The 16,362-nt window shown below is 38.7% G+C and carries 18 protein-coding genes; 8 read left to right on the forward strand and 10 right to left on the reverse strand.

Going from position 1 to position 16,362, the window contains the following annotated elements; genetic code table 11:
- Positions 1-131: 131 nt before the first annotated feature.
- From murA to PCNPT3_RS10100, 7 genes are read right to left on the reverse strand one after another with little or no spacing between them, the layout of a single operon-like run.
- Complete coding sequence (gene murA, locus PCNPT3_RS10070) at positions 132-1,394, reverse strand: UDP-N-acetylglucosamine 1-carboxyvinyltransferase (protein ID WP_015465764.1); 1,263 nt, start codon at positions 1,392-1,394, stop codon at positions 132-134.
- Positions 1,395-1,412: 18 nt separating this feature from the next.
- Positions 1,413-1,661 (reverse strand): BolA family protein, encoded by a 249-nt coding sequence (locus PCNPT3_RS10075; RefSeq protein WP_015465765.1) that lies wholly within the window; start codon positions 1,659-1,661, stop codon positions 1,413-1,415.
- 6 nt (positions 1,662-1,667) lie between these two features.
- Positions 1,668-1,889, reverse strand: a complete 222-nt coding sequence (locus PCNPT3_RS10080) for a hypothetical protein (RefSeq protein WP_015465766.1) — start codon at positions 1,887-1,889, stop codon at positions 1,668-1,670.
- Positions 1,890-1,930: 41 nt separating this feature from the next.
- The gene (locus PCNPT3_RS10085; protein WP_015465767.1) at positions 1,931-2,545 is read right to left on the reverse strand and encodes an MlaC/ttg2D family ABC transporter substrate-binding protein; all 615 of its coding nucleotides are present in this window, start codon (positions 2,543-2,545) and stop codon (positions 1,931-1,933) included.
- Positions 2,545-3,030 carry an outer membrane lipid asymmetry maintenance protein MlaD gene (gene mlaD / locus PCNPT3_RS10090; RefSeq protein WP_015465768.1) on the reverse strand — a complete coding sequence of 162 codons (486 nt, stop codon included), beginning with the start codon at positions 3,028-3,030 and terminating at the stop codon, positions 2,545-2,547. The genes PCNPT3_RS10085 and mlaD overlap by 1 nt, the downstream gene beginning before the upstream one ends.
- 3 nt (positions 3,031-3,033) lie before the next feature.
- Positions 3,034-3,813 (reverse strand): lipid asymmetry maintenance ABC transporter permease subunit MlaE, encoded by a 780-nt coding sequence (gene mlaE / locus PCNPT3_RS10095; RefSeq protein WP_015465769.1) that lies wholly within the window; start codon positions 3,811-3,813, stop codon positions 3,034-3,036.
- A complete protein-coding gene (locus tag PCNPT3_RS10100; protein ID WP_015465770.1) occupies positions 3,810-4,619 on the reverse strand; it encodes an ATP-binding cassette domain-containing protein in 810 nt (269 codons plus the stop codon). The genes mlaE and PCNPT3_RS10100 overlap by 4 nt, the downstream gene beginning before the upstream one ends.
- Positions 4,620-4,843: 224 nt before the next feature.
- Between PCNPT3_RS10100 and kdsC the strand changes: the two genes are divergently transcribed.
- The 8 genes from kdsC to mgtE all read left to right on the forward strand — a co-directional run bounded on the left by kdsC (position 4,844) and on the right by mgtE (position 11,840).
- Positions 4,844-5,392 (forward strand): 3-deoxy-manno-octulosonate-8-phosphatase KdsC, encoded by a 549-nt coding sequence (gene kdsC / locus PCNPT3_RS10105; RefSeq protein WP_015465771.1) that lies wholly within the window; start codon positions 4,844-4,846, stop codon positions 5,390-5,392.
- A 4-nt stretch (positions 5,393-5,396) separates the two neighbouring features.
- Positions 5,397-5,960: an LPS export ABC transporter periplasmic protein LptC gene (lptC, locus tag PCNPT3_RS10110; RefSeq protein ID WP_015465772.1), complete on the forward strand. Its 564-nt coding sequence runs from the start codon at positions 5,397-5,399 to the stop codon at positions 5,958-5,960.
- A complete protein-coding gene (lptA, locus tag PCNPT3_RS10115) occupies positions 5,947-6,480 on the forward strand; it encodes a lipopolysaccharide transport periplasmic protein LptA (RefSeq protein ID WP_015465773.1) in 534 nt (177 codons plus the stop codon). The genes lptC and lptA overlap by 14 nt, the downstream gene beginning before the upstream one ends.
- A 2-nt stretch (positions 6,481-6,482) precedes the next feature.
- Positions 6,483-7,208, forward strand: a complete 726-nt coding sequence (lptB, locus tag PCNPT3_RS10120) for an LPS export ABC transporter ATP-binding protein (RefSeq protein WP_015465774.1) — start codon at positions 6,483-6,485, stop codon at positions 7,206-7,208.
- A 41-nt stretch (positions 7,209-7,249) separates the two neighbouring features.
- The gene (locus PCNPT3_RS10125) at positions 7,250-8,695 is read left to right on the forward strand and encodes an RNA polymerase factor sigma-54 (protein ID WP_041771527.1); all 1,446 of its coding nucleotides are present in this window, start codon (positions 7,250-7,252) and stop codon (positions 8,693-8,695) included.
- A gap of 261 nt (positions 8,696-8,956) precedes the next feature.
- Complete coding sequence (locus PCNPT3_RS10130; RefSeq protein WP_015465776.1) at positions 8,957-9,403, forward strand: PTS sugar transporter subunit IIA; 447 nt, start codon at positions 8,957-8,959, stop codon at positions 9,401-9,403.
- A gap of 23 nt (positions 9,404-9,426) precedes the next feature.
- The gene (rapZ, locus tag PCNPT3_RS10135; RefSeq protein WP_015465777.1) at positions 9,427-10,266 is read left to right on the forward strand and encodes an RNase adapter RapZ; all 840 of its coding nucleotides are present in this window, start codon (positions 9,427-9,429) and stop codon (positions 10,264-10,266) included.
- A gap of 212 nt (positions 10,267-10,478) precedes the next feature.
- On the forward strand, positions 10,479-11,840 hold the full coding sequence (gene mgtE / locus PCNPT3_RS10140) for a magnesium transporter (protein WP_015465778.1): 1,362 nt from the start codon (positions 10,479-10,481) through the stop codon (positions 11,838-11,840).
- Between the two features lie 202 nt (positions 11,841-12,042).
- Here mgtE and PCNPT3_RS10145 read toward each other — a convergent pair whose 3' ends face one another.
- From PCNPT3_RS10145 to acnB, 3 genes are all read right to left on the reverse strand, one after another.
- On the reverse strand, positions 12,043-12,411 hold the full coding sequence (locus PCNPT3_RS10145; protein WP_015465779.1) for a YacL family protein: 369 nt from the start codon (positions 12,409-12,411) through the stop codon (positions 12,043-12,045).
- Between the two features lie 241 nt (positions 12,412-12,652).
- Positions 12,653-13,468, reverse strand: a complete 816-nt coding sequence (locus tag PCNPT3_RS10150) for a winged helix-turn-helix domain-containing protein (RefSeq protein ID WP_015465780.1) — start codon at positions 13,466-13,468, stop codon at positions 12,653-12,655.
- A gap of 266 nt (positions 13,469-13,734) precedes the next feature.
- The gene (acnB, locus tag PCNPT3_RS10155) at positions 13,735-16,332 is read right to left on the reverse strand and encodes a bifunctional aconitate hydratase 2/2-methylisocitrate dehydratase (RefSeq protein ID WP_015465781.1); all 2,598 of its coding nucleotides are present in this window, start codon (positions 16,330-16,332) and stop codon (positions 13,735-13,737) included.
- Positions 16,333-16,362 lie beyond the last annotated feature (30 nt).

Genomic DNA, 16,362 nt, shown 5'->3' on the forward strand with positions numbered 1-16,362 from the left:
TCACCTTAAACAGAAATCCGATCGCGTCACTGATAATGCATCGTTAGTTAAAATGAAAATACGTAAATTTACCTATCGTCACAAAATAAAAAAGAGAGCCTAAGCTCTCTTTTTTTCACTTGCTTAAGGCCTTATCTGCCGGTCACTCGCTGCATTTTAGCCCCTAAAGGGATAAGCTTATCTTCAATCGCTTCATAGCCACGATCAATATGATAAATTTCATCAACAATTGTCTCACCTTTAGCGATTAAGCCCGCAATAACAAGACTTGCTGAGGCGCGTAAATCCGTCGCCATCACTTTAGCTCCGGTTAAACGATCATGATCACCACAAATCGCTAAATTACCATCAAGTTCAATGTTTGCGCCCATACGTTGTAGTTCAGGAACATGCATAAAACGATTTTCAAAGATATTTTCTTTAATACGGCCGGTGCCTTTTGCCACTGTATTTAACAATGTAAATTGCGCTTGCATATCCGTTGGGAATGCAGGATATGGCGCCGTCGTGATATTGACCGACTTAAGCTCACGCCCGATCATATCGACTTCGATCCAGTCGTCGTCCATCGTAACTAACGCGCCTGCTTCTTCTAATTTAACCAATACCGCGGTTAATAGACGATGATCTGTTTTGACACATTTTACTTTACCACCGCTGACCGCGCCAGCCACAAGGAAAGTCCCCGTTTCAATGCGATCCGGTAGGATTTCATAATGACAATCACCCAGTGATTCAACACCTTCGATAACAATCGTCTCAGTGCCGACACCACTTATTTTCCCACCCATGCCATTGATAAATTTAGCGAGATCCACAATTTCAGGCTCTTTAGCTGCATTTTCAATCGTTGTTGTGCCTTCAGCGAGTACCGCTGCCATCATCAAGTTAGCGGTGCCAGTTACACTGACCATATCCATATAAAGATGACAGCCTTTTAAGCGACCATCTACGCGCGCTTTAATAAAGCCATCTTCAACTTTAATCGTTGCGCCCATTTGCTCTAAACCGTGGATATGTAAATTCACCGGACGCGCGCCAATAGCACAACCACCCGGTAAAGAAATATCCGCTTTACCAAAGCGGGCTACAAGTGGCCCTAATGCTAAAATAGAAGCGCGCATACTGCGTACGAGCTCATAAGAAGCCGTATAGTTTTTTACAGTAGATGCATCTATATGTACACTATGTCCATCTTCAGATGTCGTAGCGCCCAGTTCGCGAAGTAATTCCAACGTCGTAGAGATATCTTTTAAAAGAGGGACATTGGTTAAATGTAACTCCCCTTTTGAAAGTAATGTTGAAAAAAGAATAGGTAGTGCTGCATTTTTAGCGCCTGAGATGGTGACCTCACCGTTTAACGGGCCGCCACCTTGAATTAAAAACTGATCCATGAATTTCCCTTACCAATACTAAATAAAATGTTTTTGCTTTTGCCATTCTGCTGGCGTCAATGCTTTTATCGTTAATGCATGAATCGCATTCGTTGCTATTTCATCGACAAAAACAGCATAAATTAACTGTTGTTTCTTAACCCGTGTTAACGGCGTAAAAATATCACTGACCGCAATCACTTGAAAATGGCCATTTTCACCTTTAACAATGCATTCATCTAGTTGTAATGCATTTTCTAATTTGTCTTTCATTTGTTCAATATTCATTTAAACCTACTCTGTAAAAATAAAATTTACGCCATATAAATGCGATAATATCTGTGTTTTTTGAGAAACACCTGTCAATACGATACTTGGAAAATGACTTTTTATTTGTACTAAATAAGCAAGCCCAGCAGAATCTATATTATCTAACTTTTGTAACTCTATTGTTTTTATTGTTTCATAAGTACTTAGTGTAGGATAGTTTTTTAACGATAAGTTCGCTAAAGACAAATCCCCCTGTAAACATATTGTCTCGTGATTTGAGTGATTAGTCACGAGGAAAACTCAGTGTTTTTAGTTTCTAATAGATCAATCACATGATCAATGCCTTTTTTCTGTATTAAACCCGTCAATTCAGATTGTTTTGTCTGTAGCATACTAATGCCTTCAGCCATGACATCAAATACTTTCCACTGCCCTGTTTTTTTATTTTTACGTAATTTAAAGGCAATTTTAGTCACTTGTTGCGCTTCATCGGTCACTCTTACCGGAATAGTAATAATACGTTTAGAAGAAAAATTAGAAACCTCTATTATTTTTAATTGCTGATTTTTAAAGCCCATTAACAAATGCCCATAGGCATTGACTAAATATTCTTTAAACGCATTAACGAAGTGTTGACGTTGTGCTTTGCTGGTTTCCCGCAAATGCACCCCCATCACTTTATACGCTGCATATTTATAATCAAAATAAGGTAATAGTTGCTCTGCTATTACTTTTTTTATCAGTGTGGGATCGTTTTTAAGGAGCGTAGCATCACGCTCAAGACGCGCAAATGTTTGTCTTGATACCTCTTTGATCACCGTGTTAGGGTTGCTCATATCAATACTTTGACTCGAAACCATACTCGTAAATAACAATAAAACAGCACTCAGTAATATACGCATTAATCGTCCTTTTGCATTGAATAAATAAATTGACCAATTAAATCTTCAAGTATTAATGCCGATTTTGTATCATCTATACTATCTCCATCACTTAACATTTCGCTCTCCTCATCCATAAACCCGGGAGTAATACTAAGGTATTGCTCACCTAAAAGGCCAGATGTTAAAATTGAAAGTGAAGAAGTGTCGGAATAATAGCCTTTTTGTGCATACATCGATAAGCGCACGCGAGGCATATAATTTTGAACATCAAGGCTTATCTCTTCAACGCGCCCTACTACAACGCCACCTAATTTGACTGGGGAGCGCTCTTTAAGGCCTCCAATATTGGTAAAGCTTGCATATAAGGTATAACTTTTACCCTGCCCTTTTAATGAAATACCCGCGATATTAAATGCCAGTAACGCAAAAGCAATTAATGAGGCGATAACAAAGCACCCCACCCAAAATTCAATTCTTTTTTCTGATATTTTTTTTGCTGACATCAATTACATCCCAAACATAAATACGGTTAAAATAAAATCCATCGCCAATATTAATAACGATGAGACAACAACAGTTGTCGTCGTAGAGCGACTTATTCCTTGAGCATTGGGGATAACGTAATAGCCGTTATATAACGCAACCCAAGTGATTATTAATGCAAAAATAACACTTTTAATAATGCCGTTACCCACATCAGAAAATAAATCAACACTGCCCTGCATGACCGACCAGAATGAACCTGCATCAATCCCCATCCAATGAACGCCAATTAAATACCCACCCCATATCGCAAATACATTAAAGAGTAGTGTCAACATTGGTAGTGTTATTACGCCCGCTAATAAACGCGGTGCTAGTACGCGCTTTAAAGGCGATACGCCCATCATTTCCATACTTGCAAGCTGCTCAGTGCTTTGCATTAAGCCAATTTCAGCCGTTAACGCAGAGCCTGCGCGCCCTGCAAAAAGTAAGGCGCTCACAACGGGCCCTAATTCTCGCAATAAGGACAATGCGACCATGCTGCCTAGGTTTTCTTCTGCAGCATAAGCCACCAACACATAATAGCCTTGTAAACTCAGCACCATACCAATGAATAATCCTGCCGTTAATATAATAGGCAAAGATAAAATACCCAGTTGGAATATTTGTACAATAAATAATGAAAACAATTTTTTATGAGGCTTTACACACAATGTGCGCGTTAATAAAAGACACGCACGCCCACTCACTTGTATCAAGGCGAGACTTTCTCGCCCTACCGCACTGACAAAAGAACAATTCATAGATTAACCTTAGCCAATTCGGTTTTAAAGGGTTCTGCCTTTGCATGAAATGGCACAGGGCCATCACTAAGACCAAGTAGAAACTGCTGTAATAATGCATTATCTTTTTCTTTTAATAATACATCGACACTGCCTTGCGCAATAATCTCGCCTTGTGCAAGTACATACACATTATCTGCAATCGATAGCACTTCATCGACATCATGAGAAACAATAATAGAGGTGAGACCTAATGTTTTATTTAACTGTTTCACTAGTTTTAATAACACATTCATTGAGATAGGATCTTGTCCGGTAAAAGGTTCATCATACATGATCATTTCAGGATCTAAAGCAATGGCCCGCGCCAATGCAACACGTCTTGCCATCCCACCCGATAACTCTATGGGTAATAAATGTTGCACACCACGTAAACCAACCGCTTCAAGCTTCATCAATACTAATGTTTTTAATAACGCCTCATCGAGTTGATAATGCTCGCGTAATGGGAAAGCCACATTTTCAAAAACACTTAGTTCATTAAACAAAGCACCACTTTGAAATAACATACCCATTTTTTTACGCGCATCAAAAAGTGTTTTTTGGTCGCAATCATGGATAGGTATATCGTTAAAAATAATTTCGCCACTGCTACCGCGCAACTGGCCACCAATTAATTTGAGCAAGGTTGTTTTACCTATACCGCTGGGGCCTAAGATAGCCGTTATTTTCCCACGTTCGAATTCGAAATCTAATTGATCAAACAACACCCGTCCAGAACGACTAAAGTGCATTTTCTTTATCTGTAAATGAATGTCTTTTTTCATTAAATATATCTACGTAGTGAACAAAACTAATGACAGTGTAATAAGGCACGCTTTTTTATACAAACTTTAAATCTATAAACCTTCGTTTACTTTGATAAAAAATATTTTTTTACACTCTACTTATCGATGTTAGCTAAAATAAGACATTATCAGCACTTAAGTCTTTATTTTTTTACTGATAACCGTAACAATGTCTTTTAATACCTTAGCTAACGAGAAATACAATGATCGAAACACCTTACGGAAACATCAGCGCGGTCAATTATCAACGCGCCAAAAAAATAAAACTCCTTATCTGTGATGTTGATGGTGTGTTTTCAGATGGCCGTATCTATTTAGGTAACCAAGGCGAAGAATTGAAAGCCTTTCATACAAAAGATGGTTTCGGTATGAAAGCGATTATGCAGCAAGGGATCGAGATTGCTATTATTACCGGCAGACAATCAAATATTGTCGCCAATCGAATGCAAGCTTTAGGTGTCTCTCTTATTTTTCAAGGTAAAGAAGATAAATTAAGTGTTTATCAATCTTTACTTACTAAGCTGAACTTAAATGCATCAGAAGTCGCTTATATCGGTGATGACGTCGTCGATTTACCCGTTATTCAAGCATGCGGGCTGGGAGTGGCCGTTAACGATGCTCATCCGTTAGTGATACAAGGTGCGGACCTAGTCACAAAAACGCGCGGTGGCTTTGGCGCTGTCCGTGAAATTTGCGACCTTTTTTTACAGTGCCATCATAAATTACAGATAACCACCGGTAAAAGTGAATAAATAAATGAAAAAACGCCATATTATCCCTTTTGCTGCCCTGCTCATCGCTTTTCTTTTTTGGTCTTATTTTAAAGCAGAGCCACTCTATAAAATATCAAAAGTACACAATCCAAATTACACTGCCTATAATTTAAGCAGTACACATTTTGACACGCTAGGTGATATTAGCCACAAAATGTTTGCCGATAAAGCCACAACTTTTAGCGAGAAAAATAACACCGTATTTATTAATCCACGTGTTATTGTGTATGTTAGAAATAAAGATAATAATCAAATAAGTACTTGGCAGATAAGTAGTAAAGATGGTTTATTAGAAGATGAAAACACATTAAAATTGACTCATGATGTGCGCGTTGAAAACCTAAGTTTAGATCAACTCATACAAAATATAGCCACTGAAGAGCTCACTTTACTGCTGGATAAAAAAGAAATCAGTTCAAATCTGTTTATTACTTGGGATGGTCCGCAAATGCATCAACAAGGTGTCGGAATGTGGGCTTCACTACTGAGTAACGAAATGATAGTAAAAAACAATATAAAAGCGGTGTATTTTAATGAAAAAAATTAAAATTGGTTTGATCAGCAGTGCCCTACTCTTTTCACTTAGTGCTTGGGCGCTAGAATCAGATTATGTAAAACCTATTCATGTTAGCTCTATTAGTCAGCATGCCAAAATGAAAAATAATAGTATTACCTTTGTTGATGATGTTTTACTCACCCAAGGTAGTATTATCATAAAAGCAGATAAACTCATTGTCACCCGTACTGCACAGCCTAATCATGAGCAAATGTTAGCAAAAGGTAACGTCGCTACTTTTTATCAAACACAAGAAGATGGTCGGCCTTTTAATGCGCAAGCAAATAGCATTCATTATGATGTCGCTAAATCTAAAATCACGCTAACAGGCAATGCACAAGTTAAGCAATTAGACAGTCGCATTAACGGCGCTAAAATTATTTATTATTTAAACACCGAAGAGTTGATTGTGATGAGTGATAAAAATAATGAAAAACGGGTTAAAACGGTTTTTTTACCGGCTCAGTTTGAAAAAAACAACAATAAACCTAACTCAACAAAAGAAAAATAAAAATGGCTGAATTGATCGCAACGGGACTCGTAAAAAGTTACAAAGGACGCACCGTCGTAAATGGCGTTAATTTAACCGTTAAAACGGGTGAAATTGTCGGTTTATTAGGCCCAAATGGCGCAGGAAAAACCACCTCATTTTACATGGTGGTAGGCCTGGTTAAACAAGATGAAGGTAAAATATGCATTGATGATGAAGATATCTCACATCAACCCATGCACATTAGAGCGCAAAAAGGGATTGGTTATTTACCTCAAGAAGCCTCTATTTTCAGACGTCTAACCGTAACTGAAAACATTATGGGTATATTACAAACGCGTAAAAACCTAACGTCTGCCCAGCGCACTGAAAAATTGAATGCGTTACTTAATGACTTTAATATTAATCATATTAAAGATAACAAAGGCATGAGCCTCTCTGGGGGTGAAAGGCGACGCGTAGAAATAGCCAGAGCACTCGCAACCGATCCAAAGTTTATTTTATTAGATGAACCTTTTGCCGGTGTTGATCCTATTTCAGTACTCGATATTAAAAAAATTATTGAACAACTACGCGATCGAGGCTTAGGCGTTTTAATCACGGATCACAATGTACGCGAAACATTAGATGTATGTCAGCACTCATATATCGTTAGCCATGGAGAAATAATCGCGATAGGAACTCAGGAGGAGATCCTATCTAATGCCAAAGTTAAAGAAGTCTATTTAGGCGATGCATTTAAGCTATAGTTATCGTCATTAACTCTACTAGTAAGGAAGAAAGTATTTTGATAAAACAAGGTTTACAATTGAAAATGGGTCAGCAACTTGCAATGACCCCTCAATTACAACAAGCAATCAAATTATTACAACTTTCTACCTTAGACTTACAACAAGAGATCCAAAATGCGCTCGATGAAAATCCTCTTCTTGAGCAAGAGGATGATAGTGGCCTTGAAGACATAAAAAAAGAACAAGATAGTAGTCAAATAGATACTGCTGAGGCGATCTCTAAACTAGAGTTTTCTGATGATCTTCCGGTCGAAAATAACTGGGATGAGGCCTATACTCCGCCTCCGACCACCACCATCTCATCCGGACGAAGCTCCTTTGATGGCGAAGATCGTGTTTATCAAGGCGAATCCTGTACCACTTTACAAGATCATCTTGTTTGGCAAATGCAATTAACTCCCTTTTCTGATACCGATTTATTAATTGCAGCCAATATCATCGATTCTATCGATGAATCAGGCTATTTAACCAGTAGCTGTGAATCCATTTTAGAAAGCTTGCAAAAAGATGTAGATGATTTAGAGCTCGATGAAATATTAGCCGTCCTTAAGCGTATACAACATTTTGACCCGGTTGGCGTTGCCTCTCGAGGCACAAAAGAGTGCTTACAAATTCAATTACGAAATCTAAGTGAAGATACGCCTTGGCGCCAAGAAGCGTTAATGATCCTTGATCAACATATGCAACTTTTAGCAAGCCGTGATTATCGAACGTTGGCACGAAAGACTAAATTAAAAGAAGCACAATTAGCCCATATTATGCGTTTAATACAAAGCCTTGAGCCTCGCCCAGGTAATAAAATAGAGAGCAGTCAGGCGCAATATATTGTGCCAGATGTGTATGTAAAAAAAATAGCGGATCAATGGTGCGTCTCTTTAAATCAAGACTGTGATCCAAATTTATCTATAAACCAACATTATGCAGACCTTTGTAAAGGCAAGATCAGTAAAGCTGACAACGCATTTATTAAAGGCCATTTACAAGAAGCAAAGTGGTTTATCAAAAGTTTAGAAAGTCGTAATGATACCTTATTAAAGGTTTCAAAATGCATTGTAGAGCAGCAACAAGATTTTTTTGAACTCGGTGATGAAGCGATGAAGCCGATGGTACTCAATGATGTCGCCTTTGAAGTCGAAATGCACGAATCAACAATCTCTCGCGTCACCACCCAAAAATTTATGCATACGCCACGTGGTATTTATGAATTAAAATTTTTCTTCTCAAGTCATGTGGCGACAGAAAGTGGCGGAGAGTGCTCGTCCACCGCTATTCGCGCTTTAATTAAAAAATTAGTCGCAAGCGAACCTAATAACAAACCATTAAGTGATAACAAAATGACAAAATTACTTGATGATCAAGGTATTAAAGTGGCTCGACGTACCGTTGCAAAATATCGAGAATCCTTAGGCATCCCCCCGTCAAATCAAAGAAAACAGTTAATTTAATGCACTATAATGAGTTATAAGTATGATAAAAATTAAAAAATAGTGATTTACACATGGCAATGCACTTACAACCTGCTAAACTCGCGCCTTTTCAATAAAAAGAAAAAGCGCTTAGCAAAAAAATAGCTAGGAGCGCATCGTTCATGTTAATGTTATTGTTATTATTGCGTTATTTAAACGCTTAATATTTATACATCAGCTTGTTTAAAATAAAGATGATTATCTCTGTTGCATCTATTGAACAGAAAAAAAGTGATCCCTATGAAAATATCTACCTTAATAACTGAAGATTCAGTCTTTAGCCAAGTAAATTGCAACAGCAAAAAATCGGCTTTAGAAAAAATAAGTATTAGTGCGGCTAAAACATTGAACCTTGATCATCAAGTTCTCTTTAATGAACTCATTGCCCGAGAAAAAATCGGCTCAACAGCGGTTGGCTCTGGTGTTGCGATCCCACATATTAAAATTTCCAGCGACTTACCCGCAACAGGTGTTTTTTTACAATGCCAAAAGGGTATTGATTATGATGCATCAGATGGTAAAAGTGTGGATATTTTATTTGCTATCTTTGTGCCCGAAGATCGTTGCCAAGAGTATTTAAGCGCGCTTGCAACCATCAGTGAAAAATTATTAGATAAAACACTCTTACGCCAATTAAGAAGTGCGACCGACGATAAAATATTGTTTGAATGCTTACAATGTAATTAAAAATCAATTAAGGGATCTTAACTATGAAGTTAATCATCATCAGTGGCCGCTCTGGATCGGGTAAAACTATCGCACTACATGTGCTTGAAGATCTGGGTTATAACTGTATTGATGGGATCCCTTTTGCCTTACTTGAACAATTATTAGAAAATGTCGATGCTAAGCACAATAAAGTGGCGATTAGCTTAGACGTACGTAATCTTCCCGGTGAATCCTCGCAGATAGCTGATTTATTGCAACGCTTGCAAGACAAAGTCGAAAGCGACATCATTTACATTGATGCTGACAGTACAGAGCTTATTCGGCGCTATAGCGAAACCAGACGATTACATCCTCTTTCTAAGCAAAAAATGTCCTTATCACAAGCATTAGAATTAGAGCACTTACTGTTACAACCTATCAAAGAGAAAGCCTCTCTCGTTATTGATACTACGACCCTATCTATTCATGATCTCAATGAGCGTTTAAAAATTTATTTACAAGGTAGCAGTAAAAGTAAACTTCTTTTAGTCATTCAATCCTTTGGTTTTAAATATATGCATCCCGAAGATGCTGATTACATGTTTGATGTGCGTTTTTTGCCTAACCCACACTGGCAAGAAGACTTACGACAATATACCGGACTTGATCCTTGCATCGAAGAGTATTTAGATGCCTTTCCCGTCGTAAAGCAAACGATTAATCAAATCGATAATTTATTCCAATCATGGCTTGGACATTTAGAAAATAATAATCGTCATTATGTCACCATTGCAATTGGGTGTACTGGTGGAAAGCATCGCTCCGTTTATGTCGCGGAGCAACTGGCGAAGCGCTTTAAAAATCATTACCCGGTACAAATTGAACATAAATGTTTAAAATAACGATAAAGCAGTAGCTATCAGCAAACAAATCTCTACAATACGCAATAACTTAAGCGGTAAAATACATAAGATCGCTAAGCAAACAAGGTGTCTTGACTTACTATAATATAAAAACAACAAAATAAGAGCCGAATTTAAAGGCCATACACAAAAGTAGACTTAGGCTATTGCATCGCTAAGTTAGCTTAAGCATAAGGAAAAGGGGCCACTCCATGTTGGAAAACAGTGATTTACAAAATGCCCAGCAACGCCTAATCGAAGTTAATAACGCTTTAGAAAGTGGTATGTTTGTCTCAACACGTCGTCTACTTGAAAAAATGCCAGCCTGTGATGTGGCATTGTTACTTGAATCTTCCCCCCCCGCAAACCGTAAAATCCTCTGGAATTTAACTGATCACGACCAACAAGGTGAGATCCTTGAAGAATTAAATGAAGATGCCAAAGACGGTATTATTAGTTTAATGAAAGCCAGTGATCTGGTGGCTGCAACAGAGGGCATGGAAAGTAATGAACTTGCCTATATTTTACGTGGTATTCCAAATAGTCTTTATCAAGCCGTTTTAGAACAAATGGCAGAGCAAGACAGGCACCGCGTAGAGCAAGCATTCGCTTACCCCGAAGATACTGCTGGCTCTATCATGAATACCGACACAATCACCTTGAGACCGGATGTTTCTATTGATGTGGTGCTGCGGTATTTACGCTTAAAAGGCGAATTACCTGAAACAACCGATACACTTTATGTTGTTGATGTAAACGACCAGTTAATTGGTGATGTGCCTCTTTCAACTTTACTTACTGTCGATCCGTCACTCTCGGTTGCCGAGGTTATGAATAGTCAAACAGAAATGCTACTCGTTGCGATGGATGAAAAAGAAATAGCTAAACTTTTCCAACGTCACGATTGGATCTCAGCCCCCGTCGTCGATACCAACAACCAACTTCTCGGACGTATTACCATTGATGATGTGGTCGATATTATTCGTGAATCAGGTGAGCACTCTATGATGGGCATGGCAGGTATGGATGATGACGAAGATACCTTCGCGCCCGTATTTCCGAGTGCCAAAAGACGCACTATGTGGTTATCTGTTAATTTATTAGCCGCCTTTATTGCGGCCTCCGTTTCAAATATGTTTGAAGCCACACTCGAACAAATGGCAACACTTGCAGTCCTAATGACGATTGTGCCTAGCATGGGTGGCATTGCAGGAAATCAAACCTTAGCGCTAGTTATCCGCGGTCTTGCCGTCGGTCATATTAACAGCAGTAATGCAAGGTGGTTAATTGGTAAAGAGGCGGCTATCGGTGTACTAAATGGTATGGTGTGGGCTGTTTTTGTTGCCACGGCAGTGACGCTTTGGAAAGGTGATATTGCCGTCGGTTTGATCATCGCTGGCGCTATGTTTATTAATTTATCCATTGCGGGTATCGCCGGTGTGAGTATTCCTTTGATCATGCATAAATATAAAATAGATCCCGCACTCGCAGGAGGGATGGCATTAACCACGGTCACCGATGTCGTAGGATTATTTTCCTTCTTAGGGATGGCAACACTGGTACTGCGCTATTAGCGCTACATCGTTACTAAGTCATAAAAAATGCTTAAAATAAAAGGCCTAATAGCAATATTAAGGCCTTTTATTTTAAGCATACCCATAACACTTCAAATACTTTATCAGGCACTGACTCATAAGCGACAAGCCTTATGAGGGATACTGGTTTTTCATTTTAAAATATTATCGGTATGTATCAATATTCGTGATTTTTTGACGCTTACTCTTGAATAAATTCACACCATGAGTGCAATAAATTCCAAAAATCCTCTAAACCACAACCCGCTTCTATTTCTAAATTATAAAATGAAAGTGCTTCTTCAAATTCAGGTAGCTCTTCGTCTTCAAGTAAACGATGATTTGTTATCAGCGCTTCTTTGTGGCTAAGCTGTAATGTAAATTCACTGCCCACTAATTTATAGTCACTGAGTTGATGGTTTTGCAACTGCTCAATAGTTTGCAATAAAGACCGAACCCATTGTAATGATTGTCCTTCCATCTCTAGCCATGTTGCAAACGCTTCATGATCCATCGATGTCTTTATACTGACTTTGCCACTTATAAAGTCTTTTCTAAACTCAAATTCCACGGTTATTTAACCTTAAATAAAAAAAGAAAAAGGTGTGCATGTAAACATGCACACCTTTACTTATTAACACTATTAATACCAAAGGCACTAAAAAAGTGAGCCATCTTGCTTGTTAAAATCATCCCTACCTGCGTTATGAGTTTTGAAGTGAGAACAACTATCTCCTGCAACTCATGCCTTACTAGTGCTAATTTTTCCTGCGTAATACATGATCACTTAATAAATTCCATTGGTATAAGTATCAAGTTAACGAGCGTTCAAGTACGTTAGTCGGTACAAGTTCATAAGCTGCTTGTGGTTTTAAAATCACATTAGATTTATTAGCAACCATTAACATTTGTTTTAAGCGTGTTGTTTCAAATGGTTTTAATAATAAACCTTGTACATCTAACAAACTATTAAGACCTAATAGTTCACGTTGTACATCAAAATGTGTACTTAAAATACTAATATCTGCAGACGCTGACGTTTGCCCTGTACGGATATTTTTAATCAGTTTAATACCTGAACCTTCAGATAATAATGTATCGATGATCAATAGATCAAAATCTTGCAATGCCACAGAGCGCTCTGCTTCGATGGTAGTTGCAACACCTTCGACATAAGAGATATCAAGGCTTTCTAATTGCTCAATAAGTTGAATACGCTCAGCTGCTTCGCCTTCTACGACTAATACTTTCATCGCATTAATAGCATTGGCAGATCCCTCTAACTGAGTCATCGGTGCAATATTGTTTTCAGATATGCCAACACCTTCCATACGTGCAATGTAGCCACGTTTAGGGATCGTTGAAATATTAAGACCATGTAAACTTAATGTACCAATACTTTTGCGCAACTGAGAAATATGTTGGTTGATAGTATGGTCGGTGACTAAACGTCCCCAAACATGCTGAGCCAAATCTTCTCGAGTGACAACAGTATTTACATTTTTACATAAAAAATGTAGCAAAGACGTGCGCAATGGACCTAGATAAACCTTACGACTTCCATGAATTAAGCTATTTTGACTTGTGTCAATGTGGTATTCACCCACAACTAAACTTTTTTCTAACATAATAGTACCCATTTCAATTTATTATTATTTATATATACATGGATTGTTTAGACAATCTCTATTTTTATTAATCTATTAAATTTTATCAAAAATTGGTAAAAAAACAAGCTGATTTAAACTAAGATGTGCACTATATTACTTAAAATCAATATAGCGTTTTATTTATCAAATAGTTAGGAATAAAAAAACCCATTGTAAAATTTACAACAGGTTTTAATCAAACTTAAATCACCAACTTAATTGTTTAAATTAACTTAATATTTCATTTATGCTTCCGTGATAGGGATTATCGTCGCGGCTTTATCCATATAACTCTTAATTTTATCAAAATTCAAATAACGATAAGTGTCAGCGGCGGTCGCATCTAACTGCTTTGCATATTGCATATAGACTTCAACCGTCGGTAATTTACCTTCGATGGCAGCCACAGCAGCAAGTTCCGCAGAGCCCAAATAAACATTGGCATTGTTACCTAAACGATGTGGAAAATTACGCGTAGAAGTTGAAAACACAGTGCTATTGTCACTGACTCGAGCTTGGTTTCCCATACACAATGAGCAACCCGGCATTTCAGTTCGCGCGCCGACGCGACCAAAAATACTGTAATAGCCTTCATCTGAAAGTTGGGCTGCATCCATTTTAGTTGGAGGGGCTATCCACAAGCGCGTCGGTAGCTGTCCTTTAAAATTATCAAGGAGTTTACCGGCAGCTCGGAAATGACCTATATTTGTCATACAAGAGCCTAAAAACACTTCATCTATTGTTTGTCCGGCCACTTTTGACAATAGTTTCACATCATCAGGATCATTGGGACATGCAACAATTGGCTCTTTTATATCATTCAAATCGATGTCAATAATAGACACATATTGCGCATCTTCATCGGCTTGCATTAATTGAGGATCTTTTATCCACGCTTGCATCTCTTCAATACGACGTGAAATAGTACGCACATCGCCATAATTTTCCGCAAGCATCCATTGCAACATCACAATGTTAGAATTTAAGTATTCAATGATAGGCTCTTTGTCGAGTTTAATAGAGCAACCCGCAGCGCTACGCTCAGCTGAAGAGTCAGACAATTCAAACGCTTGCTCTACTTTTAACTGCCCAAGGCCTTCAATTTCAAGAATTCTTCCTGAAAACACATTGATTTTACCTTCTTTTTCAACGGTTAATAGCCCTTCTTCAATCGCGCGTAAAGGAATAGCATTAACAAGATCACGAAGCGTGATCCCCGGTTGCATTTCACCTTTAAAGCGAACTAACACCGATTCTGGCATATCTAATGGCATCACGCCCGTCGCAGCTGCAAAAGCGACGAGGCCAGAGCCTGCAGGGAAAGAGATACCAATCGGGAAACGGGTGTGTGAATCGCCACCGGTGCCTACGGTATCGGGTAATAACATACGATTTAGCCAAGAATGAATAACGCCATCACCCGGGCGTAAAGAAACCCCGCCTCTGTCCATCATAAAGTCAGGTAAAGTGTGATGTGTTATCACATCTATCGGTTTAGGATACGCACCGGTATGACAAAAAGATTGCATCACAAGATCTGCCGAAAAACCTAAACACGCTAAATCTTTTAATTCGTCACGGGTCATTGGGCCGGTAGTATCTTGAGAGCCTACCGTTGTCATTTTAGGCTCACAATATTGCCCAGGGCGTATGCCTTTGGTTGCACACGCTTTACCGACCATTTTTTGTGCAAGCGTATACCCTTGCGTTGACGCTTTCTCTTCCAATGGCAGAGCAAATACATTAGATATGTCAAAACCAAGCGACTTACGTGCACGCTCAGTGAGTCCACGTCCGATGATCAATGGAATACGTCCACCCGCACGCACTTCATCTAAAATAATATTCGTTTTTAATGTAAACGTAGTGATCTCAGCGCCACTGTCATGATTTTTTACAACGCCTGTATAAGGATAGATATCAATAACATCTCCCATATTTAGCGCGCTTACATCCATTTCTATCGGTAAAGCACCAGAATCTTCCATGGTATTAAAGAAAATAGGGGCGATTTTATTACCAATACAAACACCACCTGCACGTTTATTCGGTACATAAGCAATATCATCACCCATAAACCATAATACAGAGTTGGTTGCAGATTTACGTGACGAGCCCGTTCCCACAACATCACCGACATAAACTAACTTATGGCCTTTTTCTTTTAATGCTTGTATTTGTTTTAGAGGCCCTATCGCACCTTCTTCATCCGCTTCAATACCCGGGCGAGAGATTTTTAACATTGCCAATGCATGTAAAGGAATATCGGGGCGAGACCAAGCATCGGGCGCGGGAGATAAATCATCAGTGTTAGTTTCACCCGTCACTTTAAAGACGGTCATCGTGATTTTTTCTGCTACGACAGGTTTTGACGTAAACCAAAGTGCATCAGCCCAAGCTTGCATCACTTGTTGGGCAAAAATATTGCCCGCTTTCGCTTTTTCTTCAACATCATAAAAAGCATCGAACATCAGCAGTGTATGCGTCAATGCATGTACACTGATCGGCGCAAGTTTCTCATTATCAAGTTGCGCTATCAAGGCTTCAATATTATAACCACCTTGCATTGTGCCCAATAACTTTAGCGCATGCTCAGCAGATACAATCGGCGAGACAATCTCTTTGGCGGCCAGTGCGGATAAGAACCCCGCTTTAACATAAGCGCCTTCATCGACGCCAGGGGGAATGCGATTTTCTAATAAATCGATTAAAAAATCTTCTTCACCTTGCGGTGGGTTTTTTAATAATTCAACGAGAGCAGCCGTTTGCTCTGCATTTAAAGGTTGGGGAACAATACCTAAGTTAGCGCGCTCTGCGACATGTTTACGATAAGCTTTTAGCACAATAAATAACCTCTTTTTTCAGTGAACGAC

The sequence above is a fragment of the Psychromonas sp. CNPT3 genome, assembly GCF_000153405.2.
In the GTDB taxonomy this organism is placed as follows: domain Bacteria; phylum Pseudomonadota; class Gammaproteobacteria; order Enterobacterales; family Psychromonadaceae; genus Psychromonas.